The following is a 23,481-nucleotide window of genomic DNA, read 5'->3' as shown; positions in this document are numbered from 1 at the left end:
GTAAAGTTTCACTTTATAATGACAAATAATAAACAAAATGGGATAATAACAATATGTCCAAGTGGTAAGACCAATATTACAAAAGGGGCGATTGTTACATGCTAAATATAGAACAAATTAAAGAAATCATTCCACACCGCTATCCATTTTTACTTGTTGATAAAATATTAGAAGTGGATGAGGGGAAAAGAGCGGTTGGAATTAAAAATGTATCTGCAAACGAGGAGTTCTTTAATGGACACTTCCCAGATTATGCAGTTATGCCTGGTGTACTTATTGTAGAAGCATTAGCACAAGTTGGGGCAGTTGCTGTATTAAAGAAAGAAGAAAACCGCGGGAGACTTGCTTTCTTCGCAGGCATCGACAACTGCCGCTTCAAAAAACAAGTACGCCCAGGTGATCAACTTCGTTTAGAAGTAGAAATGACACGCGTACGTGGACCAATTGGAAAAGGAAAAGCAATCGCAACAGTAGATGGTGAAGTTGCATGCGAAGCTGAAATTACATTTGCAATTGGTGATAAGAAAGAATAGATAGTAATTAAAAAATCCTTCTGTAATATGCAGAAGGATTTTTTTAATTACTATATTTTTTGCTTGAAATATTAAAATGCAGAGTAATCAGAATTTTAATTGTGAATGAATGGAAGTTTGTATATAATGACGCTATGAATATCTTGGAATCAAGATAAATGATAGTGCGACAAAAATAGAGATGTCGTTGTCACATTATAGAGGTTATGAGATAGGACAAAGGTAATTATGATTCGTTATGATGAACTGTAGAGGAAAGTAATGGGGAAATTTAACGGTAGAAGTAAATGAAAAATAGGCGTAGCATATCGAGCATAAAAGAGAAAAAGGGAAAAGGTCGCATTTTGAAAAAGGAGACTAGAACATGTTCGGAAGAAAGAAAAGAAAACCATTACGACAATTAATTACACATAAAGAGCCTAAATCACGTATTACAGAACAATACCGTAACATCCGTACAAACATTGAATTTACATCTGTAGATAACCATATTCGTTCTATCATTGTAACTTCGGCTGATCCTGGAGATGGGAAAACAACGACTATTTCTAATCTAGCAGTTGTTTTCGGTCAACAAGGGAAAAAAGTATTGTTAATTGGGGCGGACTTACGTAAGCCGACATTACAAAACTTATTTGCGGTTCACAATCCAAATGGTTTAACAAATTTATTATCAGGACAGGCTTCGTTTATGCAATGTATTCAAAAAACAGATATAGATAATGTATATGTCATGCCAGCAGGCCCAATTCCGCCAAACCCCGCAGAACTACTAGGATACCGTAAAATGGACGAAATGCTTTTAGAGGCATATAAGATGTTCGACGTCATTCTAATCGATACGCCTCCTGTGCTGGCGGTTACAGACGCGCAAATACTTGCAAACAAATGCGATGGAGTTGTATTAGTAGCTCGTAGTGAAAAAACAGAAAAAGATAAACTGATAAAGGCGAAACAAATATTAGATAAAGCATCTGGAAAACTACTTGGCGTCGTTTTAAACGATAAAACGGAAGAAAAAGAGCAGTATGGTTATTACTAAAATATAAAAAGCCAACAAAATTTTTGTTGGCTTTTTATTGTTTTCTGAAAATTCTTTATCAAGTTACACAGCATGAAAAACATGATAAAATAAAAATTTTGGGAAATGATTGGAATGTGTTGTCATATTTAAGATTATTTTGTAAGATTAAACTTGTTTCTTGTGAACAAATATAGAACTGAATTATTAAAAATAAAAAATGTAAGATTTATATGTTATAATTTTTCCTATGTGTAAATTTTAGAAAGTTGGAGGAACTTATGGAAGAAACAATTAGTTTGAAAGAGTTATTTCATATTTTAAAAAAACGTTTAGCAATGATCCTCGTAATCGCCTTTGGTGCAGCTATTGTAAGTGCTATCATTAGCTTCTTCTTCATGACACCAATCTATCAATCTTCGACGCAAATTCTTGTGAATCAGAAGAAGCAAGAAGGAGCAGCAATTCAGTACAATGAGGTACAAACAAATATTCAATTAACAAATACATACAAGGTTATTATTAAAAGTCCAGTTATTTTGGATCAAGTGAAAGAAAAGCTAGGCTTAAATATAACAGTACAAGAGCTAAACAATAAAATTGAAGTAGCTAATGAGAAAGACTCACAAGTAGTGGCGGTAACTGCGCAAGATAAAGACCCAAAACTAGCTCGTGATATTGCTAATACAACTGCAGAAGTGTTTCAAGGTGAAGTTGCTAAAATTATGAGTGTTGATAACGTAACAGTATTATCAAAAGCAGAAGTTGCAGAAAATCTATCTCCAATTAAACCACGCCCAATGTTAAATGTAGCAATTGCTTTCGTTGTTGGTTTAATGGCTTCAATTGGTCTTGCATTCTTACTAGAATACTTAGATAACACAGTGAAAAAAGAAGAAGATGTAGAAAGCTTACTTGGCTTACCAGTGTTAGGTATTGTCGCTCGTATGGATGAAGAAACATTGAACGTGAAATCACACGCTCCATCATCAAGAAAAGTGAGGGGACAAACAATTGGCTCTTAATTTATTTAAAAAGAAAAAGAATCATCGTCAACGTCGTCAATTAATTGCTCATCAACAACCGAAATCACCAATTTCAGAGCAATATCGTAATATTCGAACGAATATTGAATTTGCAGCTGTTGATACGAATTTACATTCATTAATGGTAACATCTGCGAACCCAAGTGAAGGGAAAACGACGACAACAGCGAATATGGCAGTTGTTTTTGCCCAACAAGGAAAGAAAGTATTGTTAATTGATGCGGATATGCGTAAACCGGCGATGCATCAAATGTTCCAAGTTGATAATATTTTCGGGTTAACGAATGTATTAACACATAGTGAACGTTTAGAGAAGTGTGTACAAACGACATTAGTTGATAATTTACACTTTTTAGCGTGTGGTCCAATCCCACCAAATCCGGCGGAATTGTTAGGTTCAAAATCGATGAAAGAACTTCTTGGGCAAGCATACAGCATGTACGACTTAGTTATTTTTGATATGCCGCCTATTTTAGCTGTTACCGACGCACAGATTATGGCAAATGTATGTGATGCTTCTATTCTTGTTGTTCGTAGTGAATCGACAGAGAAGGAAACTGCGGTAAAAGCAAAAGGATTGTTAGAATCGGCTAAAGGTAAACTGTTAGGCGTTGTCCTGAACGACCGTGAACGTGAACAAGGCTTATATTATTACTACGGTGCAAACTAATTAAAAAGTGAGATATGGCAAGGACATATCTCCTTTTTTCCTTTGAATATGAGATAACTCATATTCAAAGGAAAAAAGATTTTTATATGAGAGAGGGAGGATGAAACAAATGATTGATTTACATTGTCACATTTTACCTGGCATCGATGACGGTGCACAAACAGTAACAGATAGTCTGGCCATGGCACAAAAGGCTGTCCAAGAAGGAATACATACAATCGTCGCAACACCACACCATCAAAACGGGAAATATACAAATGAACGTACTTCAATTATTCATCAAGTAAAACAACTAAATGATGAACTACAACAAAATGAAATTCCACTGAAAATTTTACCAGGGCAAGAGGTCAGGTTATATGGTGATTTATTAGAAGACTATGAAGCTAGTAAAATCGTTACCTTAAACGAAACGAATAAATACATATTAATTGAGTTTCCATCTAATCACGTACCTCGTTATGCAGAGCAACTATTATATGAACTACGCGTTAAAGGGATGATCCCAATTATTGTTCATCCAGAACGCAATGCCGAGTTAATCGAGCGGCCAGATAAGTTATATAACCTTGTAAGTAAAGGTGCATTAACACAAGTAACGGCAGGTAGCTTGCTAGGAAATTTCGGCAAAAAGATAAAAAAATTCTCACTACAACTTGTCGAACATAATTTAACGCATATGATTGCATCTGATGCACATAACACGACGTCAAGAGGATTTCATTTAGCGGAAAGCTATGAATTAATCAGAAAAGAATTCGGAATGAACGTTATGAGTGATTTGAAAGAAAATCCGTACTTATTAATTAGCGGGAAGGCAATTTACAAAGAAGATCCAGAACAAATACGTCGTAAAAAATTGTTTGGTATTTTTTAATTGAAGAGTTTGGGTGATGTCTCCTAACCGTTATCAACGGGGGCACTCGGTCGTGCTGTGGGTAGAAAATTTATTTTTCGAACCTACCTTAGACGCTTGTCGTCGGGAGTATGACGTGAGGATGGGTTGGATGCCCATAATTTATTTGTAATAGAAACTCTACCTATGGAGTTATAAGTATGACTCTATAGGTAGGGTTTTTGTTATTGTTACATGTGAATAAACAGATATAGGGGGACTAAAATTGAAAAAAGTAAGAAAAGCAATTATCCCAGCGGCTGGTCTTGGGACAAGGTTTTTACCAGCAACAAAGGCGATGCCAAAAGAAATGTTGCCAATCGTCGATAAGCCCACAATTCAATACATAATAGAAGAAGCGATGGAATCAGGGATTGAAGATATTATTGTTGTAACAGGAAAAGGAAAGCGCGCAATTGAAGATCATTTTGATCATTCTTTTGAATTAGAACAAAGCCTTTTAGAAAAAGGGAAGTATGAAATGCTTGAAAAAGTACAAGCTTCTTCAAAAATTAACATTCACTACATAAGACAAAAAGAACCAAAAGGTTTAGGGCATGCAGTATGGTGCGCACGTAAATTTATTGGAAATGAGCCATTTGCGGTATTACTTGGTGATGATATTGTACAAGCGGATACGCCATGTTTACGTCAATTAATGGATCAATATGAAGGTACACAGTCTTCAGTTATTGGTGTACAGACGGTGCCAGAAAACGAGACACATCGCTATGGAATTATTGATCCGCTTGAACAAAATGACCGTCGTTATCAGGTACGTCAATTTGTAGAGAAGCCAGAGCAAGGAACAGCACCATCGAATTTGGCTATTATGGGTCGTTACGTATTAACACCAGAAATCTTTATGTTTCTAGAGAATCAACAAACAGGTGCAGGCGGCGAAATTCAATTAACAGATGCGATTCAACGTTTAAATGAAATTCAGCGTGTGTTTGCTTATGACTTTGAAGGGATTCGTTATGATGTTGGGGAGAAGTTTGGATTTATTAAGACGACAATTGAGATGGCATTGCAACATGATGAATTGAAAGATGAATTAATACAGTATATGAACGAACTTGTAAAAATAAAAAATGTACATGTGTAAAGTTGAGGTGAAGAGGGCTTGGAAGAAAGAGGCGTAATAAACGAATCTGTAGGGAAAGAAATAGATGAGGTTAAAAAAATATCAATGGTTCATGCATTCTTAAAAAGGACTATAGATATTATAGGTGCTATTGTTGGTTTGATAATATTTTCTCCATTTTTTATTATAATTCCTATTCTATATATGCGTGGGGAAGCAAAAGGACCAGTTTTCTTTAAACAATCTAGAATTGGTAAAAATGGTGAGGTTTTTGGTATTTATAAATTCCGTTCTATGGTAGTTAATGCAGAAGAAAAATTAGAAAAAAATGAAGTACTATACAAGAAATATATAGATAATAATTATAAACTTGAACCGGAAGAAGATCCACGTATTACAAATATAGGGCGCTTTTTACGAAAAACAAGTCTAGATGAATTGCCACAATTTATTAATGTTCTTAAAGGTGAGATGACCTTGGTTGGTCCGAGGCCAGTTATCCAAGAAGAATTAAAAGAATATGGCTCAAAAACTTCAGACTTCTTGTCAGTTAGCCCTGGTCTAACCGGTTATTGGCAAGTAAGTGGTAGGAGTGATGTAGGATATCCGGAAAGAGTAGATATAGAATTATACTATGTGTATAACCAATCCTTAAAATTAGATATTACTATCTTATTTAAAACAGTTTTATTGGTTGTATTACGTAAGGGTGCTTATTAATAATTTTATATACAACTTAAAATTGAAAAAGATTTTGTTAGCTGCTGAAAAAAATCAAATTATTAAATTTAGTTTGGAAAGCAAATGATGGTGAAATGAAGAATGAAATCGATAGCATTGCGGAGCAAAAATCTATTTGAAAAAGTTAAACTAGTTACAAATAAAGCTATGGAGAAAGGTTTCGTGCATCTTCTTAGTGCGAATTTCTTGTTACAAATAGCGGGATTCGGTGGACAGATATTCTTAACAAGAATTTTATCTGTTGAAGACATTGGAAGATTAAAGGTATTACAATCTTTTTTAAGTAATTTAGTAATTATAGCTGGATTAGGATTAAATGTGGCCATTTTAAAAATGTGTTCTGAAAAAATTAGTATACAGAAAAAGCAGAAGTTATTTGAAGATGGCTTCAAAGTAACAGTGATATTCTCAGCATTTATTACTTTGTTAACCATCGTTATAGCGGGATTTGGAGGGTTTTCATCGGATATAAAAATAAATAATCTAATGAAATTTTATGCTTTACAGGTACCATTCCTTTCTGTAAGTGCTTATTTTGTGGCTTACTTACAATCCCAGAAAAAAATCCATTTAATGTCTAATGTACAAAGCATTTCTAAAATTGCTGTGGTAATAATAAGTATCTTAGGAGCATATATTTATGGAATGACAGGATACATAATTACTTTAGTAATTGCATTATCATTAACAACATTATTATTTGTACCTTTCATTAAATCGGAGTTACAATCTATAAAATATAAGCGAATAGACAAAGGATTGATCGCCAAACCATTAAAATTAGGTAGCTATTCGTTTATTACAAATTTATTAGGTCAATTAATACTTACGTTTAATATTCTCATTTTAAATTACATGAATGTGGACCAAAAAGAAGTAGGTTATTACGGCATAGCACAGCTTATAATCACTTCTATGATGATTATTCCTAATACGCTAAATCAATTAATGATACCGTATATATCCGAGCAAACAGATAATAGGGTTCAAATAAGAAAGATGTTGAAAAAATTTGAAAGTAGAATGTTAATGATAACGGCGTTATTATGTACATCAACATTCTTTATAATACCGTTAATGATGCCACTGATATTTGGAAAAGAGTATGTGAATTCAGTACCTTATTTTCAAATCCTTGTAATAGGATTATTCTTTTGGAGCGTTTATTCACCTAAAGGAATCACATTACTTAGCATAGGGCGAGTAGACTTGAATTTTAAAGTAAGTTGTATATCTTTTGTATTTAATATAAGTCTTAATTTTATATTAATCTATAAATTTGGAGCGTTAGGCGCAGCCATAGCTACGACAGCTACATATTTTGTAACCATTTTCATCAATAGAATTTATTTTAAAAAAATTTAAAAATAGAATGAGGAGAAGGTCCCTCATTCTATTTTTTCTTTTCGGTACATTATGTATATAGAATTAAGATTAAAAGGGAGAAATCTATGAAGATTTTATATCTTGTCAATATGGATCCTCAAAATAAAACCGGATTATTCAATGCGACTCATAAGAGGATTAAGTTGAATAATAATAAGGTTGATAGTGAAAAATATTGTGTGAATTTTTATGATGGAATAGTATTGAAAATATTGAAGAAAATACTGAAGAAAAAAATTTATCAAAAAGAGGGAGAGTTTTTTATTTATGAAGATATTAAATATAGAAAACTCTTTTTGAAAAATACCCTAACGAAAAAGGTTTTAGAAAAATTAGGACTAGACTTTTTAGTCTATTTAGAGGTTATTTTAAGAAATAAGATGAAAATACGAGAGTTTGATATCGTAAGTGCTCATTGGGGGCATACTCAAGGAAGTTTAGCATACTATATTAAACGCTTTTTGGGAATTCCATATACATTGACATTACATGGTAGTGATATCCATACTATGCCTAAACAAAGTATGAATTTAAAAAAAGTAATTCTTCGAAACCTGGAATATGCGGATAGAACTATTTTTGTGAGTGAATATTTAAAAAAAGAAGCTAGAGATATTGGGTATAGTGGAGATAATTTTGCAATTATTTATAATGGTATTGATAGAGAAAAATTTTATCCAGTTTGTTCAAAAAAGAAGAGTGAATTAAGAACTGATTTTGGTCTTCAAGGGTATATAGTCGGTTATATTGGTAATTTAGTTGAAGTGAAAAGAGTCGATAAAATCCCTCAAATATATAAGGAACTTAATGAAATTACTGACGAAGAATTTACTTTTCTTATTATAGGCGACGGAGATTTAAAGCAAGAGATGAAACAAAATTTTAATAAAATTGATGCTAAATTTTTGTTTACTGGTAAGGTAGCACCTCAAGAAGTAATCGACTATCTTAGTGTAATGGATGTATTAATTTTACCTAGTCGCCAGGAAGGATTAGGTTCAGTTTTATTAGAAGCACAAGCGTGTGGTATACCCGTAGTAGGAAGTGGTAATGGTGGAATTCCAGAAGTAATTATTGATAAAACTTGTGTTATAAAAGATGACCAATATTTTGAAGAGAAGTTTGCTGAAAAAATTTCATCTATTCTTAAAAATAAATATAGTGTAAACCTCTCTAATGATTGGTTAAATAATTTTGATTGGGATAGAAATAGTGACAAAGAATTAAATTTATATATGGATATTATAAATGAAAAATAAGATGTACTTTACTTGATAAGAAAAACTTATAAATTTTTCGCGAATGGTACATATAAAAAATGTAATTATTATATAAACTGTAAAGGTGGCTAGTATAGAAAATGAAAAGGGTATTAGTAATCAGTTACTGGTATTATCCAGAAAATGTAGCTCGAGCCTTTCATGTGAAAGGAATAGTTTCATCTTTGTTAAAAGATGGATATCATGTGGATTTAGTAATCCCCCAAAATGCTATGTACCAAGAAATAGAGAATCAAAATATGGATAATATCACTTTACATCAGGTTAAACCAGGTATTTTACTCCATAAAGAAAAAAATAGATGGGATGTTAACAGAAATATATTAAACAATTCTCATAGTAACCTCCTTACTAAAGGGTTGAAAAAATTATACGATCTACTTATTTGGCCAGATAGAACAATTGAATGGGCAATAAATGCTTATCGTTATACTAAAAAAAATCAGTTACATAGCAATAGTATAGCTATGGTGACGGTGGGATTACCAGTGTCTACTCATATTACAGGACATTTATTAAAAAAAGATGCTCCTCATGTAAAATGGATAGCTGATTATGGGGATCCATTCTCTTATAATCCAGATCGGGAGATAAGAAAATATGATAAATTTCTGGAATCAAGGATACTTAATAATGTAGATTCGATTGTAATACCAACAGAAAGTGCGATAGATTGTTATACTAGTTTAGGCGTAAATAAGTCGCAAATTCATGTTATTCCTCAACTCTTTGAGGAGGAGCAGGGAAAAAGTAATTATGAGGTAGATAAAGATAAATTTAATATAATGTATGCAGGATCTTTTTATAGGGGCATACGTAGTCCAGTAGAGTTTATCCATGCGTTATCTTTGGCTAGTAAGAAGAATGAAAAAATAGAATTTCATTATTTTGGGAATGTGACGGCTTTAGAAGAGTTTTTAAATATGGAAGGATTGGATATAGAAAAACTTCCTATTAAAATTAATAATTTTAAAAGTAGAAGTGAGATTCTTAATATTATGAGAGAAATGGATTTACTAATTAATTTAAATAATAAAAGTACAAGTCAAATTCCTAGTAAAATTATTGATTATCTTTACGCTAATAAACGAATTTTAAATGTTGGAAATAACTTGAATGGATTATTTGATAATGTAGATAATGAGAAGGAAAAAATCGCTAATAAATTAGTGGAAATTAGTTTAAATCCTTTAGAATTCAATTATGATCAATTAAAGAGATTTTATAGTTATGATTTTAATTCTAGTAAATATTTAAATTTGTTAAAATAGGGTTTTGAAAATAATATTATTATTTTTGTTTGATCATACTATATATTAATGGGAATTTGAGTACTAAATGTATCTAATAGAATTTAAGATAGGATGATATAAGTAAATGCAAAGAGGGAGAATAGATTTACTCTTTTATAATATATATATATATATCGCAGCATTTTATGGTTTTTTATGGTTGAATCCTTTTTTCACTTGGAATAATTCCATAATTCCTCTTTTTGGGGTAATCCATATTTTGATATTTTTATTTTGGGCTTTTATATCAGATTTTAAAATTAATAAAGCTGGTATATTAAGTGCTTTTTTTGCTTTAATGTTAATTTTTCTGTTTAGTTTTAAGGATGAGCATATAGTACGTAATTTATGTTTATACTCAGCGTCCTTAATTCCTTTAGTATTAATAAAACAAGAAGATCGTTTAAAGATTTATGATAACTTCATTAAAATAATTGCTATATCGCTTATTCCGGCTATAATTATAGCTGTTTTCTTATTTGTAGGATTTGATATACAGTGGTCACAATTATCTAGTACATCATGGACAAAGCCATATTATAGAAACTATTTTAATCTTTCTATCTACCATTTCTTTAATGGTGCAGACCAAAGGTACTTCTTTCCATGGGGGGGAAGTATTGATAGAATTTGTGGAATGTTTGATGAACCGGGTGTTGTTGGAACAGTTAGTGGTTTGATTTTAGCTTCAAAGGGATTTTCTTTACGTAGAAGTTATGAGAAGATAATTTTTATTGCTGGTACATTATCGTTTTCTTTCGCTTTCTTCATGATATTACTACTGTTTTTAGCAATAAAAAAATACAAATATATATTAGTGATATTGGGAACTTTAATAATATTGATGAATACAGTACCTAAAGATAGTTATGTATATAGCAAAATTTTGTATAGATTAGATTTAGGAAATAACGATATAGACGGAAATAATAGAGGTAATGCTGGTTTTGAGCAAATATACAGAGAATTTAAGCAAGATGGAAATATATTATTAGGAATTAAAGAGAAAGAATACCTTTATAAAGCAAACGCGTATGGTTCAGAGGCGCTATCTTGGAAAACCTTTGTAGTGATAAATGGATTATTATTATTTGTTCTCCATACTTTATATTTTATGGGTTATGCATTTACTTTGAAAAGTAGGAAAGTATGGATTTTTACTATGATTTATTTATTATCGATTTATCAAAGACCTTATGATTTTACACTAAGTTATTGGCTTATATTTATGGGAGGAATTGTAGCAGCTAATAATATGAATATATTCAAAAGTAATAAGCTAAATGCTAAGATTGATTAGATTGATGAATTCAAAGGTGTATTTAATTAAAGGTATAAGACTAATTTTATATTAAGAGGGATTTGAGAATCTGTATTAATTAAGATCTTAAGTCCCTTTTTGTTATGTGTGTTTAATAAGTGGATTGGAGAGAATATATGTCAGAAATAGCATTATTAATTCCCGTATATAACGATCAAGTTGGTTTAAATCAAACCTTAGAATCTTTATTGAAGGAGACGAAAGAGAAGATAGATGTAGTGGTTGTTGATGACGGTAGTAAAGAATCAATCCATGTTCCTAAGACTATTGGAATTCACCATATTATTTTTATAAAGTCTGAGGTTAATAAAGGAATTGAGCATGTCTTAAATTTAGGATTAAAGTATATTTGTGATAATGGCTATACATTTGTTGCCAGGATAGATGCAGGAGATACAATTGAGCCTAATCGATTTTATAAGCAGAAAAAATATATGTTAGATAATCCTAATTACATGTTGATAGGATCAAACGTGAGGCATACGGATATGAATGGTAAAGAAGTGTTTATAGAGCGTGTGCCGCTTTCAACAGATGAGATAAAAAAGAGGATGCATATTAATAGTTGTTTCCCACACCCATCCGTTATGTTTAGAACAGTGATTATTGAAGAGATTGGTATATATCACACTGATTTTCCAGCAGCAGAAGATTATGAGTTTTTCTTCAGGATAATGAATAAATATGAGGTTTCGAATTTAGATGAAGTTCTCATCTGTAAAGAAATCAATCCAAATAGTATCTCATTAAGTAGGCGAAAAAGACAGTTGTATAGCAGAATAAAAATTCAAAAAAAATATTTTAACCCTCTAGTTTTAGAAAGTTATGTGGGAATAATAAAATCTTTTATCCTGCTAGTAGCTCCTAATAAGCTAATTATTGGTCTTAAATCTTTATTAAGCAGATCTAACTAATGATAAAAGGGGCAGTGAGGAATGAAAAAGGTTGTTTTTATATGTGAGGCATTAGGTGGAGGAGTTAGAAGGCATTTAGTAGACGTACTCTCAAATTTAAACCTAAATAAATATGAAGTACATGTTATACATGGTACTAGGCGGGTAGATGATGTATTTCTATCGGCAAAAAAGGATCTTATGAGAAAGGGGCTCTACTTTTACGAAGTCAAAGAAATGGTGAGGGAATTATCAGTTAAGAATGACATAGGAGCTACAAAATTAATTATAAAAATATTACGGGAAATTAAGCCACAGGTTGTTCATTGCCATAGCTCTAAAGCAGGTGCAATAGGTAGAATAGCAGCAAAAATATGTGGAGTAAAACAAGTATACTATACGCCACATGCATATGTATTTCAAAACCCGAATTTATCAGCGAAGAAAAAATTCATATACAAGAATATTGAAAAATTATTAGGTTCTTTAACCACGAAGGTCCTTCATGTTTCTAAGGGTGAAGAAGCATTTGCTTTGGGGCATAAAGTCATTTCATTAAATAAATCAATGGTAGTATATAATGGTATTTCTTCACCCTCTACAGATAGCGAACTTCCTTTAAAAGGTTGTAAAGAGAAATTGGTAGTGGGAACAATTGCGAGAATGGATTATCAAAAAAACCCATGGTTATTTATTCGTATAGCTGAACAAGTGATTAAGGAAAATCAAAACGTTGAATTTGTATATATTGGAGATGGAGATTATTTTAAAGAAGTTTCTGATTATGTTAAAGAGAATAATTTAAGTGAATTTATTAAATTAAAAGGATTTCATTCAAACCCAGATATAGAATTAATTTGTTTTGATATATTCTTATCTACTTCCTTATACGAAGGTATGCCATATTCATTAATAGAGGCATTATCATATAAAAAACCTATTATCGCAACGGATGTTGTAGGTAATAATGAAATAGTAGTTGATGATTATAATGGTTATCTTTTTGATAAAGATAATGCTAAAGAAGGCACACAAAAAATATTAGACATTATAAAAACCCCTAGTCTATATAATGAGCTTTCTAATAATGGCTTTAGGTCATTTGAGGAAAACTTTACGATTGAAAAGATGCTATCTTCAATAGAAGGGGTATATTCGAAATAAAAGATTATAGGTAGTGCAAAGAAGTTTATAATTAAGGACTGGATAATCAATGATACGTAATAATAGGATTTAATTAACTGGAAGGATAATAAAGTATAGTGCGTCTATATGAAATTATTTGAGTAAGTATCATTTTTTAAGATTTTATATTCATTATAACTTTGATATATGAGTTAAATAATAAAAAAGATAAGGATTGATGAAGATGAATAAAAAAGTTTGTGTAATAGGTTTAGGTTACATTGGTTTACCAACTTCAGCTATATTTGCAAGAACAGGGTATGATGTTATAGGGGTAGATGTTAACCCAGTTGCAATTGAAATGATTAATCAAGGTAAAGTTCATATTGAAGAAGTTGGACTAGGAGAATTAGTTAAAGATGTAGTAGAAAAAGGGAAATTGAACGCAAGTGTACATCCAACACAAGCGGATGTATTTATTATTGCTGTTCCTACACCACATAATGCTGATCACACTGCAAATTTAGACTACGTTGTAGAAGCAACTAAGTCTATTTTACCATTCTTACAGAAAGAAAGTATTGTAATTGTAGAATCTACGATTCCACCAAGAACTATTGATGATGTAGTAGCTCCAATTCTTAAGGAACAAGGATGGGATGTAGGAGAAGAAATCTACCTTGCACATTGTCCAGAACGTGTGTTACCTGGACGCATTTTAATTGAATTAGTAGAAAATACAAGAATAGTTGGTGGGATTAATAAGAAATCTACACAAAAAGCAGCCGAAGTTTATGGTAGTTTTGTACAAGGAGAAATCCTTGAAACTACTGCTGTAACAGCAGAGATGTCTAAGCTTATGGAAAATACATTCCGTGATGTAAATATTGCATTAGCAAATGAATTAGCAAAAATTTCCGAAAAACTTGGCGTAAATGCTTTAGAGGTTATTAAGCTAGCTAACCATCATCCTCGAGTAAATTTACATCTTCCAGGACCAGGTGTTGGAGGACATTGTTTAGCAGTAGACCCATATTTCATTATTGAAAAGGCACCTGAAGAATCTCAATTAATTTCTAATGCGCGCTTTATAAATAATTCTATGCCTGCATTTGTTGTAGAACAATTAGCGAAAATTATTCCAGATAAAAATGCAAAAGTTGCAGTTTTAGGAATTACATATAAGGGTAATATTGATGATGTCAGAGAAAGCCCAGCTATGACAATTGTAGATTTGCTTACAGAACAGGGTTATCAAGTTGCTGTACATGATCCCCATGTTCATGAAAATCAGGTGCATTTTAATTTATATAGTCTAGAGAATGCTGTGAAAAATGCAGAATGTATTTTGGTACTAACAGACCATAATGAATTTAAACAAGTAGACGAACAAATCATTATTAATAACGCAAGAAAGGCTATTATATTTGATACGCGTAATTGTATGAATATAAGTAGTAAACAAATTTCTTATTACAATTTTAATAATCTATATAAACTAAGAAGCTTAGAAAGTGTACGAGCATAATGGATTAATTGCATAAGGGAATTCGAATATTTATCATAGTTATAGATATTTTGAATGTATTTAAGTTATAATTGTAACTATGTTTTTTGAGAAAAGATTTCGATTTTCGAAAGAGGGTTAAAAAAATGAAAAAGAAAATTTTATTCTGGATTCTGGGTATTATTGGCGTTCTTATTGTCGGTGGTGGAGTATATGCATATACTGTTTATTCCAATGTGTCTAATACATTAGATGCTGTCCATAAACCATTAGATCGCGAGAAATCTGAAAAACGAGATCAAAAGGTAGATGTTTCGGATAAAAAGCCAATATCTATTTTAATGATGGGTGTGGACCAACGTGGTGAAGATCAAGGAAGATCAGATTCTTTAATGTTATTTACATTAAATCCTAAGACGAAATCTATGAAAATCATTAGTATTCCACGTGATTCTTATACAGAAATTGTTGGGAAAGGTACAAAGGACAAAATTAACCATGCTTACGCATTTGGCGGGATTGATATGGCTGTAAAAACAGTAGAGAATTTTCTTAATGTGCCAGTTGATCATTATATTGAAGTAAACATGGATGGATTTAAAGATATTGTAGATGCTGTTGGTGGTGTAGATGTTAATAATGATTTAGATTTTAATTATGAGGGAATACATTTTGAAAAAGGAAATATTCATTTAGATGGTACTAAGGCATTACATTATTCTAGGATGAGAAAACTTGACCCACGTGGTGATTTCGGACGTCAAATGCGCCAACGTCAAGTGATCCAAGCTGTAATTAAAAAGGGCGCAAGTGTATCTTCTCTAGCAAGTTACGGTGACGTATTAAAAGCAATTGAGAAAAACGTAAAAACAAGTTTAACTCAAGATCAAATGTTTGAGATTCAAAAGAACTATAAAGATTGTATGGAGAACAGTGAAGAAATCCAAATTCCAGGTGACGGCCACAAAGCCGCTGATGGTATTTGGTACTACTATGTTCCAGATGCAGCAAAACAAGATATAACGAATAAGTTAAGAGCACATCTTGAATTGACTAAGTAATATGTAATAACCCAACTCCTTTGGAAGGAGTTGGGTTTATTTTTGCGTAGGTTTATATTAGTATTATATATTGTGAGATTAATAGATGAGGTGAATCGATGAATAAGAAAGCGGTACTTGTCCTATTTATTTTTGTATTGTTTATTGCTTCGGTTGTAAGCGGTAAACTATATTGGAATAAGAAGGTTGCGAATGCAACAGGACAAACAAGTGAAGTAACGAAAACAAAGGCTGAAGTGAAAGATAGCGGAGCGAAGAAGGAAGAGAAAAAAGAAGAGAAAAAGCAAGATGCGAAATCATCTTTTAATGAAGCATACGCAAAGAACTTGCCAGATGCAGTGAAAGAGAAGTTAAAAAAAGCTGCTCAGGATAAAAAGGCAGTAAATCTTGTTATTGTTGGTGATGAAGCTTCTTCATCTGAAAAAGATGCTTGGGTAGCTAAGTTCACTGCTAATTTAGAGGCTTCTTACGGTAAAGGTTTATGGAATGTGACGGTAAAGGAATATAAGGGTGAAAGTACAGAGGAATTAATCGCGAATAAACGTGATAAAGAGATTGCGAAAGACAATCCAGATGTAATTTTGTTTGAGCCACCATTTATTACTGATAACGGAAAAAATGGTAATGGAAATTCTGTTGCGAATACACAGAAGTTTGTTCAGGCACTTTCTACTAGTGCAAAAGGCGCTACAATTATGATTCAACCATCAAACCCGGTGTATGGTGCGAAGAATTATCCGAAAGCGATTGAAGCATTAAAACAATTTGCGACGCAAAATGGTTATACATATGTTGATCATTGGGGAGCGTGGCCTGATGCAACAACGAAAGCGATTTTACCGTACTTACAAACAGAGTTCGGTTTCCCAAGTGCTAAAGGGTATGAAGTTTGGGCGCAATATGTAACGGATTATTTTGTAGCTAAGTAATGAAGGGTATATAGAAGGTATACGAGCAATCGTATACCTTCTATATTAGTAAAGTAATATAGAAATCCTAATAAATATGTGGGAGGAAAACAATGAACTCAATCTTAATCTGCGGCGGAGCTGGCTATATCGGTTCTCATGCTGTTAAAAAACTAGTGGATGAAGGTCTATCTGTAGTAGTAGTTGATAATTTACAAACAGGGCATGAAGATGCAATTACAGAAGGTGCGAAGTTTTATAATGGTGACCTTCGTGATAAAGCATTTTTAAGAGATGTTTTTAAACAAGAAAGTATCGAGGCGGTTATGCATTTTGCAGCTGATTCTTTAGTTGGCGTTAGCATGGAGAAGCCTCTTCAATATTATAATAACAATGTGTATGGCGCACTTTGCTTGCTAGAAGTAATGGATGAGTTTAAAGTAGATAAGTTTATTTTCTCTTCTACTGCGGCGACTTATGGTGAGGTAGATGTAGACCTTATTACTGAGGAAACGACGACAAATCCGACGAATACATACGGAGAGACGAAGTTAGCAATCGAAAAGATGCTTCATTGGTATAGCCAAGCTTCAAATTTACGCTATAAGATTTTCAGATACTTTAATGTGGCTGGTGCAACTCCAAGTGGTATTATTGGGGAAGATCACCGTCCAGAGACACATTTAATTCCGCTTGTTTTACAAGTGGCGTTAGGTCAACGTGAGAAGATTATGATGTTTGGTGATGATTATAATACACCAGATGGTACTTGTATCCGTGATTATATTCATGTTGAAGATTTAGTGGCAGCTCATTTCTTAGGACTTAAAGACCTGCAAAATGGTGGGGAAAGTGATTTCTACAACTTAGGAAATGGTAATGGCTTTAGTGTAAAAGAAATCGTTGATGCAGTTCGTGAAGTTACGAATCATGAGATTCCGGCTGAGATGGCACCACGCCGTGCGGGGGATCCAGCACGTTTAGTTGCTTCTGCTCAGAAAGCGAAAGAGAAGTTAGGATGGAATCCTGAGTATGTAAATGTGAAGACAATTATCGAGCATGCGTGGGATTGGCATCAGAAGAAACCTAATGGATATGAGAAATAAGTTTTAATAAATGAGAGAGGGTATCGTCGACAAAATATGTTCGACAATACCCTCTCTTTTTTTGTATGATTTTTGCTATACTAAACTGTACTATAATACAGGACGAGAGGAGGAGAATGATGAAAATACTTGTAGTAGATGATGAATCGAGTATTCGTAATTTGATTCGGATGCAGTTAGAGATGGAAGGGTATGAAGTATTGACGGCGGCTGATGGGAGAGAAGCTTTAGAGAGATGGAATGAGCAGCCGGATGTACTTATTTTAGATGTGATGCTTCCTGATACGGATGGATATGAGTTGTTACGTTTATTCAGAGAGAAGGAGCGTGATATTCCGGTGCTTATGTTGACAGCGAAGAGTCAGATGAATGATAAGTTACTTGGTCTTCAGCTTGGAGCTGATGATTATGTGACGAAGCCTTTTAATTATGCGGAGCTTATTCTTCGGGTGAAGAATATGGCGCGGCGCGTGAAGAAGAAGGAGGTTCCTTTAAATCATGAGGTGATTGGGGTTGGTGATTTACTTATTTGTCCAAAGGAACGAAAGCTTCATGTGAGTGGGCAGGAGATTCAGTTAACGTACCGAGAGTTTAATTTATGTCAGTTGTTTGTTTCGAATCCGCAGCGTGTGTTCATGAGGGATGAGTTACTCGAGAAGGTATGGGGGTTTGAGTATATCGGAAATACGAGAGCGGTTGATATTATGGTGCAAAGGCTTCGGAAGAAACTCGGCGCGAGCGGGGAGTATATTAAGACAATTTATGGTGTGGGGTATAAGCTTGATTGCTAAAAGGTGATGATATGTCTTTAAAACGAAATATGGTGTTTGGAATAGTTGGGTTGTTGATTCCAATTCTTGTTCTTTTGTATGCGGTTGTTTATATTGCACTGGAGAAGAATGTATATCATAATGCGGCAGATTCCTTAGAGAAGTTAAGTGTGGAAGCGCAAATTTATACGATGAATTATTTAGAGAAGGAAGCAGAAGTAGAGACGTTAGGTCCTAATTCGCTTTTAATTGCTTCGTATTTAGCGAAGCGAATGGATGTCCGGGTGCAGATGATTGGGAAGAATGGGGATGTTGTTGCAGATACACAAAAAGGAGCGTTACTTCATCGGAATATTGACATTGAGAGTTCTTTGAAGGGAAAGAAATCTTATGTTTTCGAGGAGGGAGACCCAGCTCCAATTCTTTTGTTTTCAAGTCCGGTTTATTATGGAAACGATGTCATTGGGAGTATTCGTTTTATAAATGAGTTAGCGGATGAAAAGGAAGTTTTAACAAATGTAAGTTGGACGTTTTTAATGACGTCGATTTGTTTAGTAGCTGCTGGTATTTTCTTTGCGATTCGTTTGGCGAAGTCTCTTCATAAACCAATTGATCAGTTAAGGCAAATGGCATATCGGCTTGCGAATGGAGATTATGAAAGTAAGATTGAGCTGAATGAGTATGTGGAAATTGCGCAGCTTTCAGCGTCCTTTAATGCGATGGCTGATGGGATTGAGCTGCATATTAAGCAGCTGAAGGAAGAGAAAGAGAAACAGAAAGATTTCTTGGACCGCATTACGCATGAGCTGAAAACACCGCTTACGGCAATTATCGGTTATGTGGATTTAATTCCGAAGTTGCAGTCGAAGGAGGATGTGCAGGAGAGCCTCCGTTATGTGTCTGTAGAAAGTGAGCGTCTATTATCACTTGTAGAGGAATTACTTAAGTCTTCAAAGTACGGGAAGAGTACGTTTGAAGTGTCACCTACAGTCGTGAATATTAAAGAATTGGCAGAAGAAGCGGTTTCGATTGTGAAACTCAGGTTGCAGCAGTTTGAAATTGAAGTTATGAATGAGTTAACGGAAGTACACGTCGTTGCGGATTTTGATAAGACGAAGCAAATTTTCTTGAATGTGCTTGATAATGCGATTAAATATAGTGATGCTACGCAAGTTCGTATGAATGTAATTATAAATGAGCAGGAAGCAAAGGTTTTTGTTCATGATGATGGTATTGGTATGGACGAATGTGTGCTTGCAGAATGGAATGAGTCTCCGGAAGGTAAGGTGCTTCCTTCAAGTTACGGGAATGGCTATGGTTTATACATTTGTCAGGAGATTATGAAGAAGCAAGGCGGAAGTATGCGAATTGAGAGTAGTGAAGAGATTGGGACTACAATATGTATTACATTTTTACTTCCGAGACGGATGGAAGACATAAAAAACTTGAAAGCGGTTAAATGATACATTTATGAAACAATTATGCGGTATTTTCGAAACAACGTTTTTTTATCTTGGAGGTAGGCAGAAATGAAAAGGCTATCATTTCAAATTCTTATGTTTGTCTTTTGTATGATTGTTTCTCTTATTTTGTTTTATGTTATTGAGAAGCAAATATATAATCGAATTACAATTGTGGATGACAAACAAGCCGTTTTACAAAGAGTGAATGAATCCCTTCCTACTGAAGTGAAAGTAAGGCATGAGAAGTGGGGAGAAATTGTTGTAACGGATGAAGTTCGTTTGCATACGATTGTTTCATTCTTTGACCGAATTCGAATAGAACCGAGAGAAGCGAGGAATCAAGAACAAGTATTTACTGGAGAAGTAACGTACTTGAATGGACATAAACGTACTTTTGCAGTAGGTGACTTGTTCCAGTATGAGGCTAATGTATACGGAAAGAATGGTACGGATCCGATGATCTCAGCATTGCAAACGTATTTGTTAAGTCTGTATTATACACCAGAGCGCATTAGTAATTTCTTTGCGGAGGCAAAGGAAGTTGTAGTGAGGCAAGGGGATGTAATACGTACTATAGATCTTACGCAAATATTTGATTCTATTCGATACGCAAAGCAAATTACAGATTACGGAGAAATTCAGAAATTATTACAATCACAGAATGAGCCGATTGCTTATATTACTGCCTATAAAACAGGCAAGCGTGTAAAGAATGAGCGGGAGGATATTCTAACTATTTCTGTGTATCCATCGTACTTTGTTGTGCAATATCTCGGTGATAATAACGGGAATGTCATGTATATGAAGGGCTCCCTAGCAGAATTCCTTGTAAAGGAGAATGTGTCATGAGAAAGATAGCCTTTTTCTTCTTTTTGCTAGTAATCGGAGGAGCGATGTCTAGTTGCTCTCGAGATACAACCTCTATTAAATATAATAAAAGTGGTCTCCCTATTTTGGATGATCGTCATCTCGTTGCGTATGTAGCGGCCCGCGAGGAAGTTGGTGAAGCTTTGCTTTCGTCATTTTGTAAACAACGCGGGTGTACATATGAATTTATTCGTCTATCGACAGAAGAACTTCTTCGGAGAGTAGAAGAGGAAGCTGGAAATCCGAAGGCGGATATTATTATTGGCGGTACAGTAGATGCGCATCAAATGATGAAGCAAAAGAACCTTTCTATTCCTGTTACGACCCAGCATGCGAATCGTATTTCAAAGACTGTTAAAGATAAAGATGGTTATTGGTACGGTTATGAAGTGGAGAAACTGGCAATCGCGATTAATAAAGAGCGGTGGAATGAAGAAATAGCGCCGCTCGGTCTTCCATATCCATCAAGGTGGCAAGATTTATTAGATCCGGTATATACGGGTAAGATTGCAATGCCTGATCCAAATGTTTCCGGTACAGCATATACGTTTTTTCAATCACTTATTGATACTTTAGGTGAAGAGGAAGCGAAGGCGTATGTGAAGCATCTTGCAGGACAGGTTGGAGAAGTAACAGTGAATGGTTACATACCAGCAGAACTTGTGGCAAGTGGTGAATATATGATAGGCATCAATTTTGCGGGAGATCAGAGAATGCTTCAGAAACGAGGCTTTCCTATTTTAAGTAAGGAACCTGAGCAAACAGGCTTATCTGTTAATGCGATTTCGAAACTGAAGCGTGCACCGAGTGGTTTTATAGCGGACTTATTTATTGATTATTGTTTATCAGAAGAAGCGGGGCACATTTTAGAAAAAGTTTCGTTTGGCGTACCAACGATGTTTGCGAAGAATCAGAAAGAGATAGAAGGTCAGCCGGTTAGAAGGACGAACAAAAATATATCAAATAGTGGAATAATCGAGATATGGAATAGACAGCGTCTCTCTCAGCAGTGAGAAAAGGAGACGAAAGAATATGTTTAAATGGCTTAAGCCAGCACCTGCAATTGAGAGATTGCCGGCAGATATGATTGACAGGGTATACAAATTATTACGTATTCGTGTGTTAATGGGAATTTCAGTTGGGTATGCTGCTTATTATTTAGTGCGCAGTAACTTTACGTTATCAAGTACGTATTTAGTACAAGAATATGGTTTTAGTACAGCTGAAATTGGATTGCTAGGTTCAGTAATGGCAATTGTTTATGGGTTCAGTAAGTTCTTTATGGGGAATTTATCGGATAAAGCTTTCGCCCAGCGCTTTATCGCAGTCGGATTATTCTTATCAGGGCTTGTAAATATTTGTTTCGGTTTTGCATCTTCATTTGGGATGATTGTTACATTACTTGTCTTAAATGGTATTGTACAAGGTATGGGAGCACCACCTTGTAGTATCGTTATGACGAAATGGTTCTCGAAGAAAGAACGTGGTACGAAAACAGGTATTTGGAATATTTCACATAACGTTGGTGGAATGCTAGTGCCGCCCCTTGTCGGAATTGGTGTAGGTATTTTCGGTGAAAATCATTGGCAGGGCGGAGTATTTATTTTCCCAGCGATTATCGCAATGGTAATTGCAGTTCTTGTTTGGATTAATGCGAAGGATACACCAGAATCTGAAGGTCTTCCTCCAATTGATGAGTATCGTAATGACTATGAAAATCTTGAAAAAGCAGATAATGCTAATAAGATGTCACCAAAAGAAATTTTAATGAAATATGTAGTGACAAATAAGTTCGTTTGGTATTTATGTATTGCAAATGCATTTGTTTACTTAATTCGTTTCGGTGTTATTAACTGGGTTCCGCTTTATTTAACGACAGTTAAAGGTTTTTCAAAAGCAGAAGCGCATGCTGCATACGCGATTTTTGAAGGTATGGCAATTCCAAGTTCATTAATCGTTGGTCTTTTAAGTGATAAGTTATTTAAAGGAAAACGTATGCCATTATGTATTATGAGTATGGCCGGAGTTGTTGTTGGTACGGTTGTATATTGGCAAGCATCTAGCGTACTTGTTGTAAGTATTGCAGTTTCTATTATCGGTTGTTTAATTTACGTACCACAGTTTTTAATCGGTTTAAGTGCGATGGAATTAGTACCGAAATTTGCAGTAGGTACAACAGTTGGTATGTGTGGTCTGTTCGGTTATGTAGGCGGAAGTCTTGTAGCAAACGCAGCAATTGGTGTTATTGTTGATCGTTCTGGCTGGGATGGCTGTTTCATCTTACTATTAGCAGGCGGTATTTTATCAACAGTATTCTTATTTATCGTTCAACGTGGACATGAGAGAAAAGGTCCTAAAGTGGCGTAATAGTTTATTCGGGAAAGCGATCCAATCATTATTTTGGATCGCTTTTTTAATAATCGAAAGGACGACCATATGTAAAATTAAAGTTTTATGTGTAAATCGCTTATATAATAAATAGCACTTTCAGTTACTAAGGGGCTAGTTA

Annotated in this window: 22 protein-coding genes; all 22 read left to right on the top strand. The window is 33.9% G+C overall.

The window, feature by feature from the left end; translation table 11 throughout:
* Window positions 1-98 precede the first annotated feature (98 nt).
* The 22 genes from fabZ to pgtP all read left to right on the top strand — a co-directional run bounded on the left by fabZ (window position 99) and on the right by pgtP (window position 23,339).
* Window positions 99-533 carry a 3-hydroxyacyl-ACP dehydratase FabZ gene (gene fabZ / locus MR155_RS13935; protein ID WP_000931959.1) on the top strand — a complete coding sequence of 145 codons (435 nt, stop codon included), beginning with the start codon at window positions 99-101 and terminating at the stop codon, window positions 531-533.
* A gap of 364 nt (window positions 534-897) precedes the next feature.
* Window positions 898-1,575 (top strand): CpsD/CapB family tyrosine-protein kinase, encoded by a 678-nt coding sequence (locus MR155_RS13930; RefSeq protein WP_242310241.1) that lies wholly within the window; start codon window positions 898-900, stop codon window positions 1,573-1,575.
* Window positions 1,576-1,835: 260 nt separating this feature from the next.
* Window positions 1,836-2,579 (top strand): YveK family protein, encoded by a 744-nt coding sequence (locus MR155_RS13925; RefSeq protein WP_242310239.1) that lies wholly within the window; start codon window positions 1,836-1,838, stop codon window positions 2,577-2,579.
* Window positions 2,569-3,270, top strand: coding sequence for a CpsD/CapB family tyrosine-protein kinase (locus MR155_RS13920; protein ID WP_088040464.1), 702 nt, complete (start codon window positions 2,569-2,571; stop codon window positions 3,268-3,270). Before MR155_RS13925 ends, MR155_RS13920 begins: the two co-directional genes overlap by 11 nt.
* A 109-nt stretch (window positions 3,271-3,379) precedes the next feature.
* On the top strand, window positions 3,380-4,147 hold the full coding sequence (locus tag MR155_RS13915; RefSeq protein ID WP_242310237.1) for a tyrosine-protein phosphatase: 768 nt from the start codon (window positions 3,380-3,382) through the stop codon (window positions 4,145-4,147).
* Between the two features lie 244 nt (window positions 4,148-4,391).
* The gene (gene galU, locus MR155_RS13910) at window positions 4,392-5,273 is read left to right on the top strand and encodes a UTP--glucose-1-phosphate uridylyltransferase GalU (RefSeq protein ID WP_242310235.1); all 882 of its coding nucleotides are present in this window, start codon (window positions 4,392-4,394) and stop codon (window positions 5,271-5,273) included.
* A gap of 18 nt (window positions 5,274-5,291) precedes the next feature.
* Window positions 5,292-5,972 carry a sugar transferase gene (locus MR155_RS13905; RefSeq protein ID WP_002130028.1) on the top strand — a complete coding sequence of 227 codons (681 nt, stop codon included), beginning with the start codon at window positions 5,292-5,294 and terminating at the stop codon, window positions 5,970-5,972.
* A gap of 102 nt (window positions 5,973-6,074) precedes the next feature.
* Window positions 6,075-7,358 (top strand): flippase, encoded by a 1,284-nt coding sequence (locus MR155_RS13900; protein ID WP_242310233.1) that lies wholly within the window; start codon window positions 6,075-6,077, stop codon window positions 7,356-7,358.
* Between the two features lie 86 nt (window positions 7,359-7,444).
* A complete protein-coding gene (locus tag MR155_RS13895; RefSeq protein ID WP_242310231.1) occupies window positions 7,445-8,638 on the top strand; it encodes a glycosyltransferase in 1,194 nt (397 codons plus the stop codon).
* A gap of 101 nt (window positions 8,639-8,739) precedes the next feature.
* The gene (locus MR155_RS13890; protein WP_002130024.1) at window positions 8,740-9,930 is read left to right on the top strand and encodes a glycosyltransferase family protein; all 1,191 of its coding nucleotides are present in this window, start codon (window positions 8,740-8,742) and stop codon (window positions 9,928-9,930) included.
* A 106-nt stretch (window positions 9,931-10,036) separates the two neighbouring features.
* Window positions 10,037-11,251, top strand: coding sequence for a transcriptional regulator (locus MR155_RS13885; protein WP_242310229.1), 1,215 nt, complete (start codon window positions 10,037-10,039; stop codon window positions 11,249-11,251).
* 137 nt (window positions 11,252-11,388) lie between these two features.
* A complete protein-coding gene (locus MR155_RS13880) occupies window positions 11,389-12,186 on the top strand; it encodes a glycosyltransferase (RefSeq protein ID WP_088040459.1) in 798 nt (265 codons plus the stop codon).
* 21 nt (window positions 12,187-12,207) lie between these two features.
* Window positions 12,208-13,329: a glycosyltransferase family 4 protein gene (locus tag MR155_RS13875; RefSeq protein ID WP_242310227.1), complete on the top strand. Its 1,122-nt coding sequence runs from the start codon at window positions 12,208-12,210 to the stop codon at window positions 13,327-13,329.
* A 205-nt stretch (window positions 13,330-13,534) separates the two neighbouring features.
* The gene (locus MR155_RS13870) at window positions 13,535-14,818 is read left to right on the top strand and encodes a nucleotide sugar dehydrogenase (RefSeq protein WP_242310225.1); all 1,284 of its coding nucleotides are present in this window, start codon (window positions 13,535-13,537) and stop codon (window positions 14,816-14,818) included.
* Between the two features lie 125 nt (window positions 14,819-14,943).
* The gene (gene tagU, locus MR155_RS13865; protein WP_242310224.1) at window positions 14,944-15,858 is read left to right on the top strand and encodes a polyisoprenyl-teichoic acid--peptidoglycan teichoic acid transferase TagU; all 915 of its coding nucleotides are present in this window, start codon (window positions 14,944-14,946) and stop codon (window positions 15,856-15,858) included.
* Between the two features lie 98 nt (window positions 15,859-15,956).
* On the top strand, window positions 15,957-16,787 hold the full coding sequence (locus MR155_RS13860; protein WP_242310222.1) for an SGNH/GDSL hydrolase family protein: 831 nt from the start codon (window positions 15,957-15,959) through the stop codon (window positions 16,785-16,787).
* Between the two features lie 92 nt (window positions 16,788-16,879).
* Entirely contained in the window at window positions 16,880-17,872 is a 993-nt protein-coding gene (gene galE / locus MR155_RS13855; RefSeq protein ID WP_242310220.1) for a UDP-glucose 4-epimerase GalE, read from the top strand.
* 119 nt (window positions 17,873-17,991) lie between these two features.
* Window positions 17,992-18,663, top strand: coding sequence for a response regulator transcription factor (locus tag MR155_RS13850; protein ID WP_242310218.1), 672 nt, complete (start codon window positions 17,992-17,994; stop codon window positions 18,661-18,663).
* An 11-nt stretch (window positions 18,664-18,674) separates the two neighbouring features.
* Complete coding sequence (locus MR155_RS13845; protein WP_242310299.1) at window positions 18,675-20,105, top strand: HAMP domain-containing sensor histidine kinase; 1,431 nt, start codon at window positions 18,675-18,677, stop codon at window positions 20,103-20,105.
* Between the two features lie 66 nt (window positions 20,106-20,171).
* Window positions 20,172-20,954 carry a DUF3919 family protein gene (locus tag MR155_RS13840; RefSeq protein ID WP_242310217.1) on the top strand — a complete coding sequence of 261 codons (783 nt, stop codon included), beginning with the start codon at window positions 20,172-20,174 and terminating at the stop codon, window positions 20,952-20,954.
* Window positions 20,951-21,985 (top strand): ABC transporter substrate-binding protein, encoded by a 1,035-nt coding sequence (locus MR155_RS13835; protein ID WP_242310214.1) that lies wholly within the window; start codon window positions 20,951-20,953, stop codon window positions 21,983-21,985. Before MR155_RS13840 ends, MR155_RS13835 begins: the two co-directional genes overlap by 4 nt.
* A gap of 19 nt (window positions 21,986-22,004) precedes the next feature.
* Window positions 22,005-23,339, top strand: a complete 1,335-nt coding sequence (gene pgtP / locus MR155_RS13830) for an MFS transporter (protein WP_002184617.1) — start codon at window positions 22,005-22,007, stop codon at window positions 23,337-23,339.
* Window positions 23,340-23,481 lie beyond the last annotated feature (142 nt).

This window comes from Bacillus cereus group sp. BfR-BA-01331, from assembly GCF_022663915.1.
In the GTDB taxonomy this organism is placed as follows: domain Bacteria; phylum Bacillota; class Bacilli; order Bacillales; family Bacillaceae_G; genus Bacillus_A; species Bacillus_A mycoides.
This window is presented reverse-complemented; position numbering and strand designations above follow the sequence as displayed.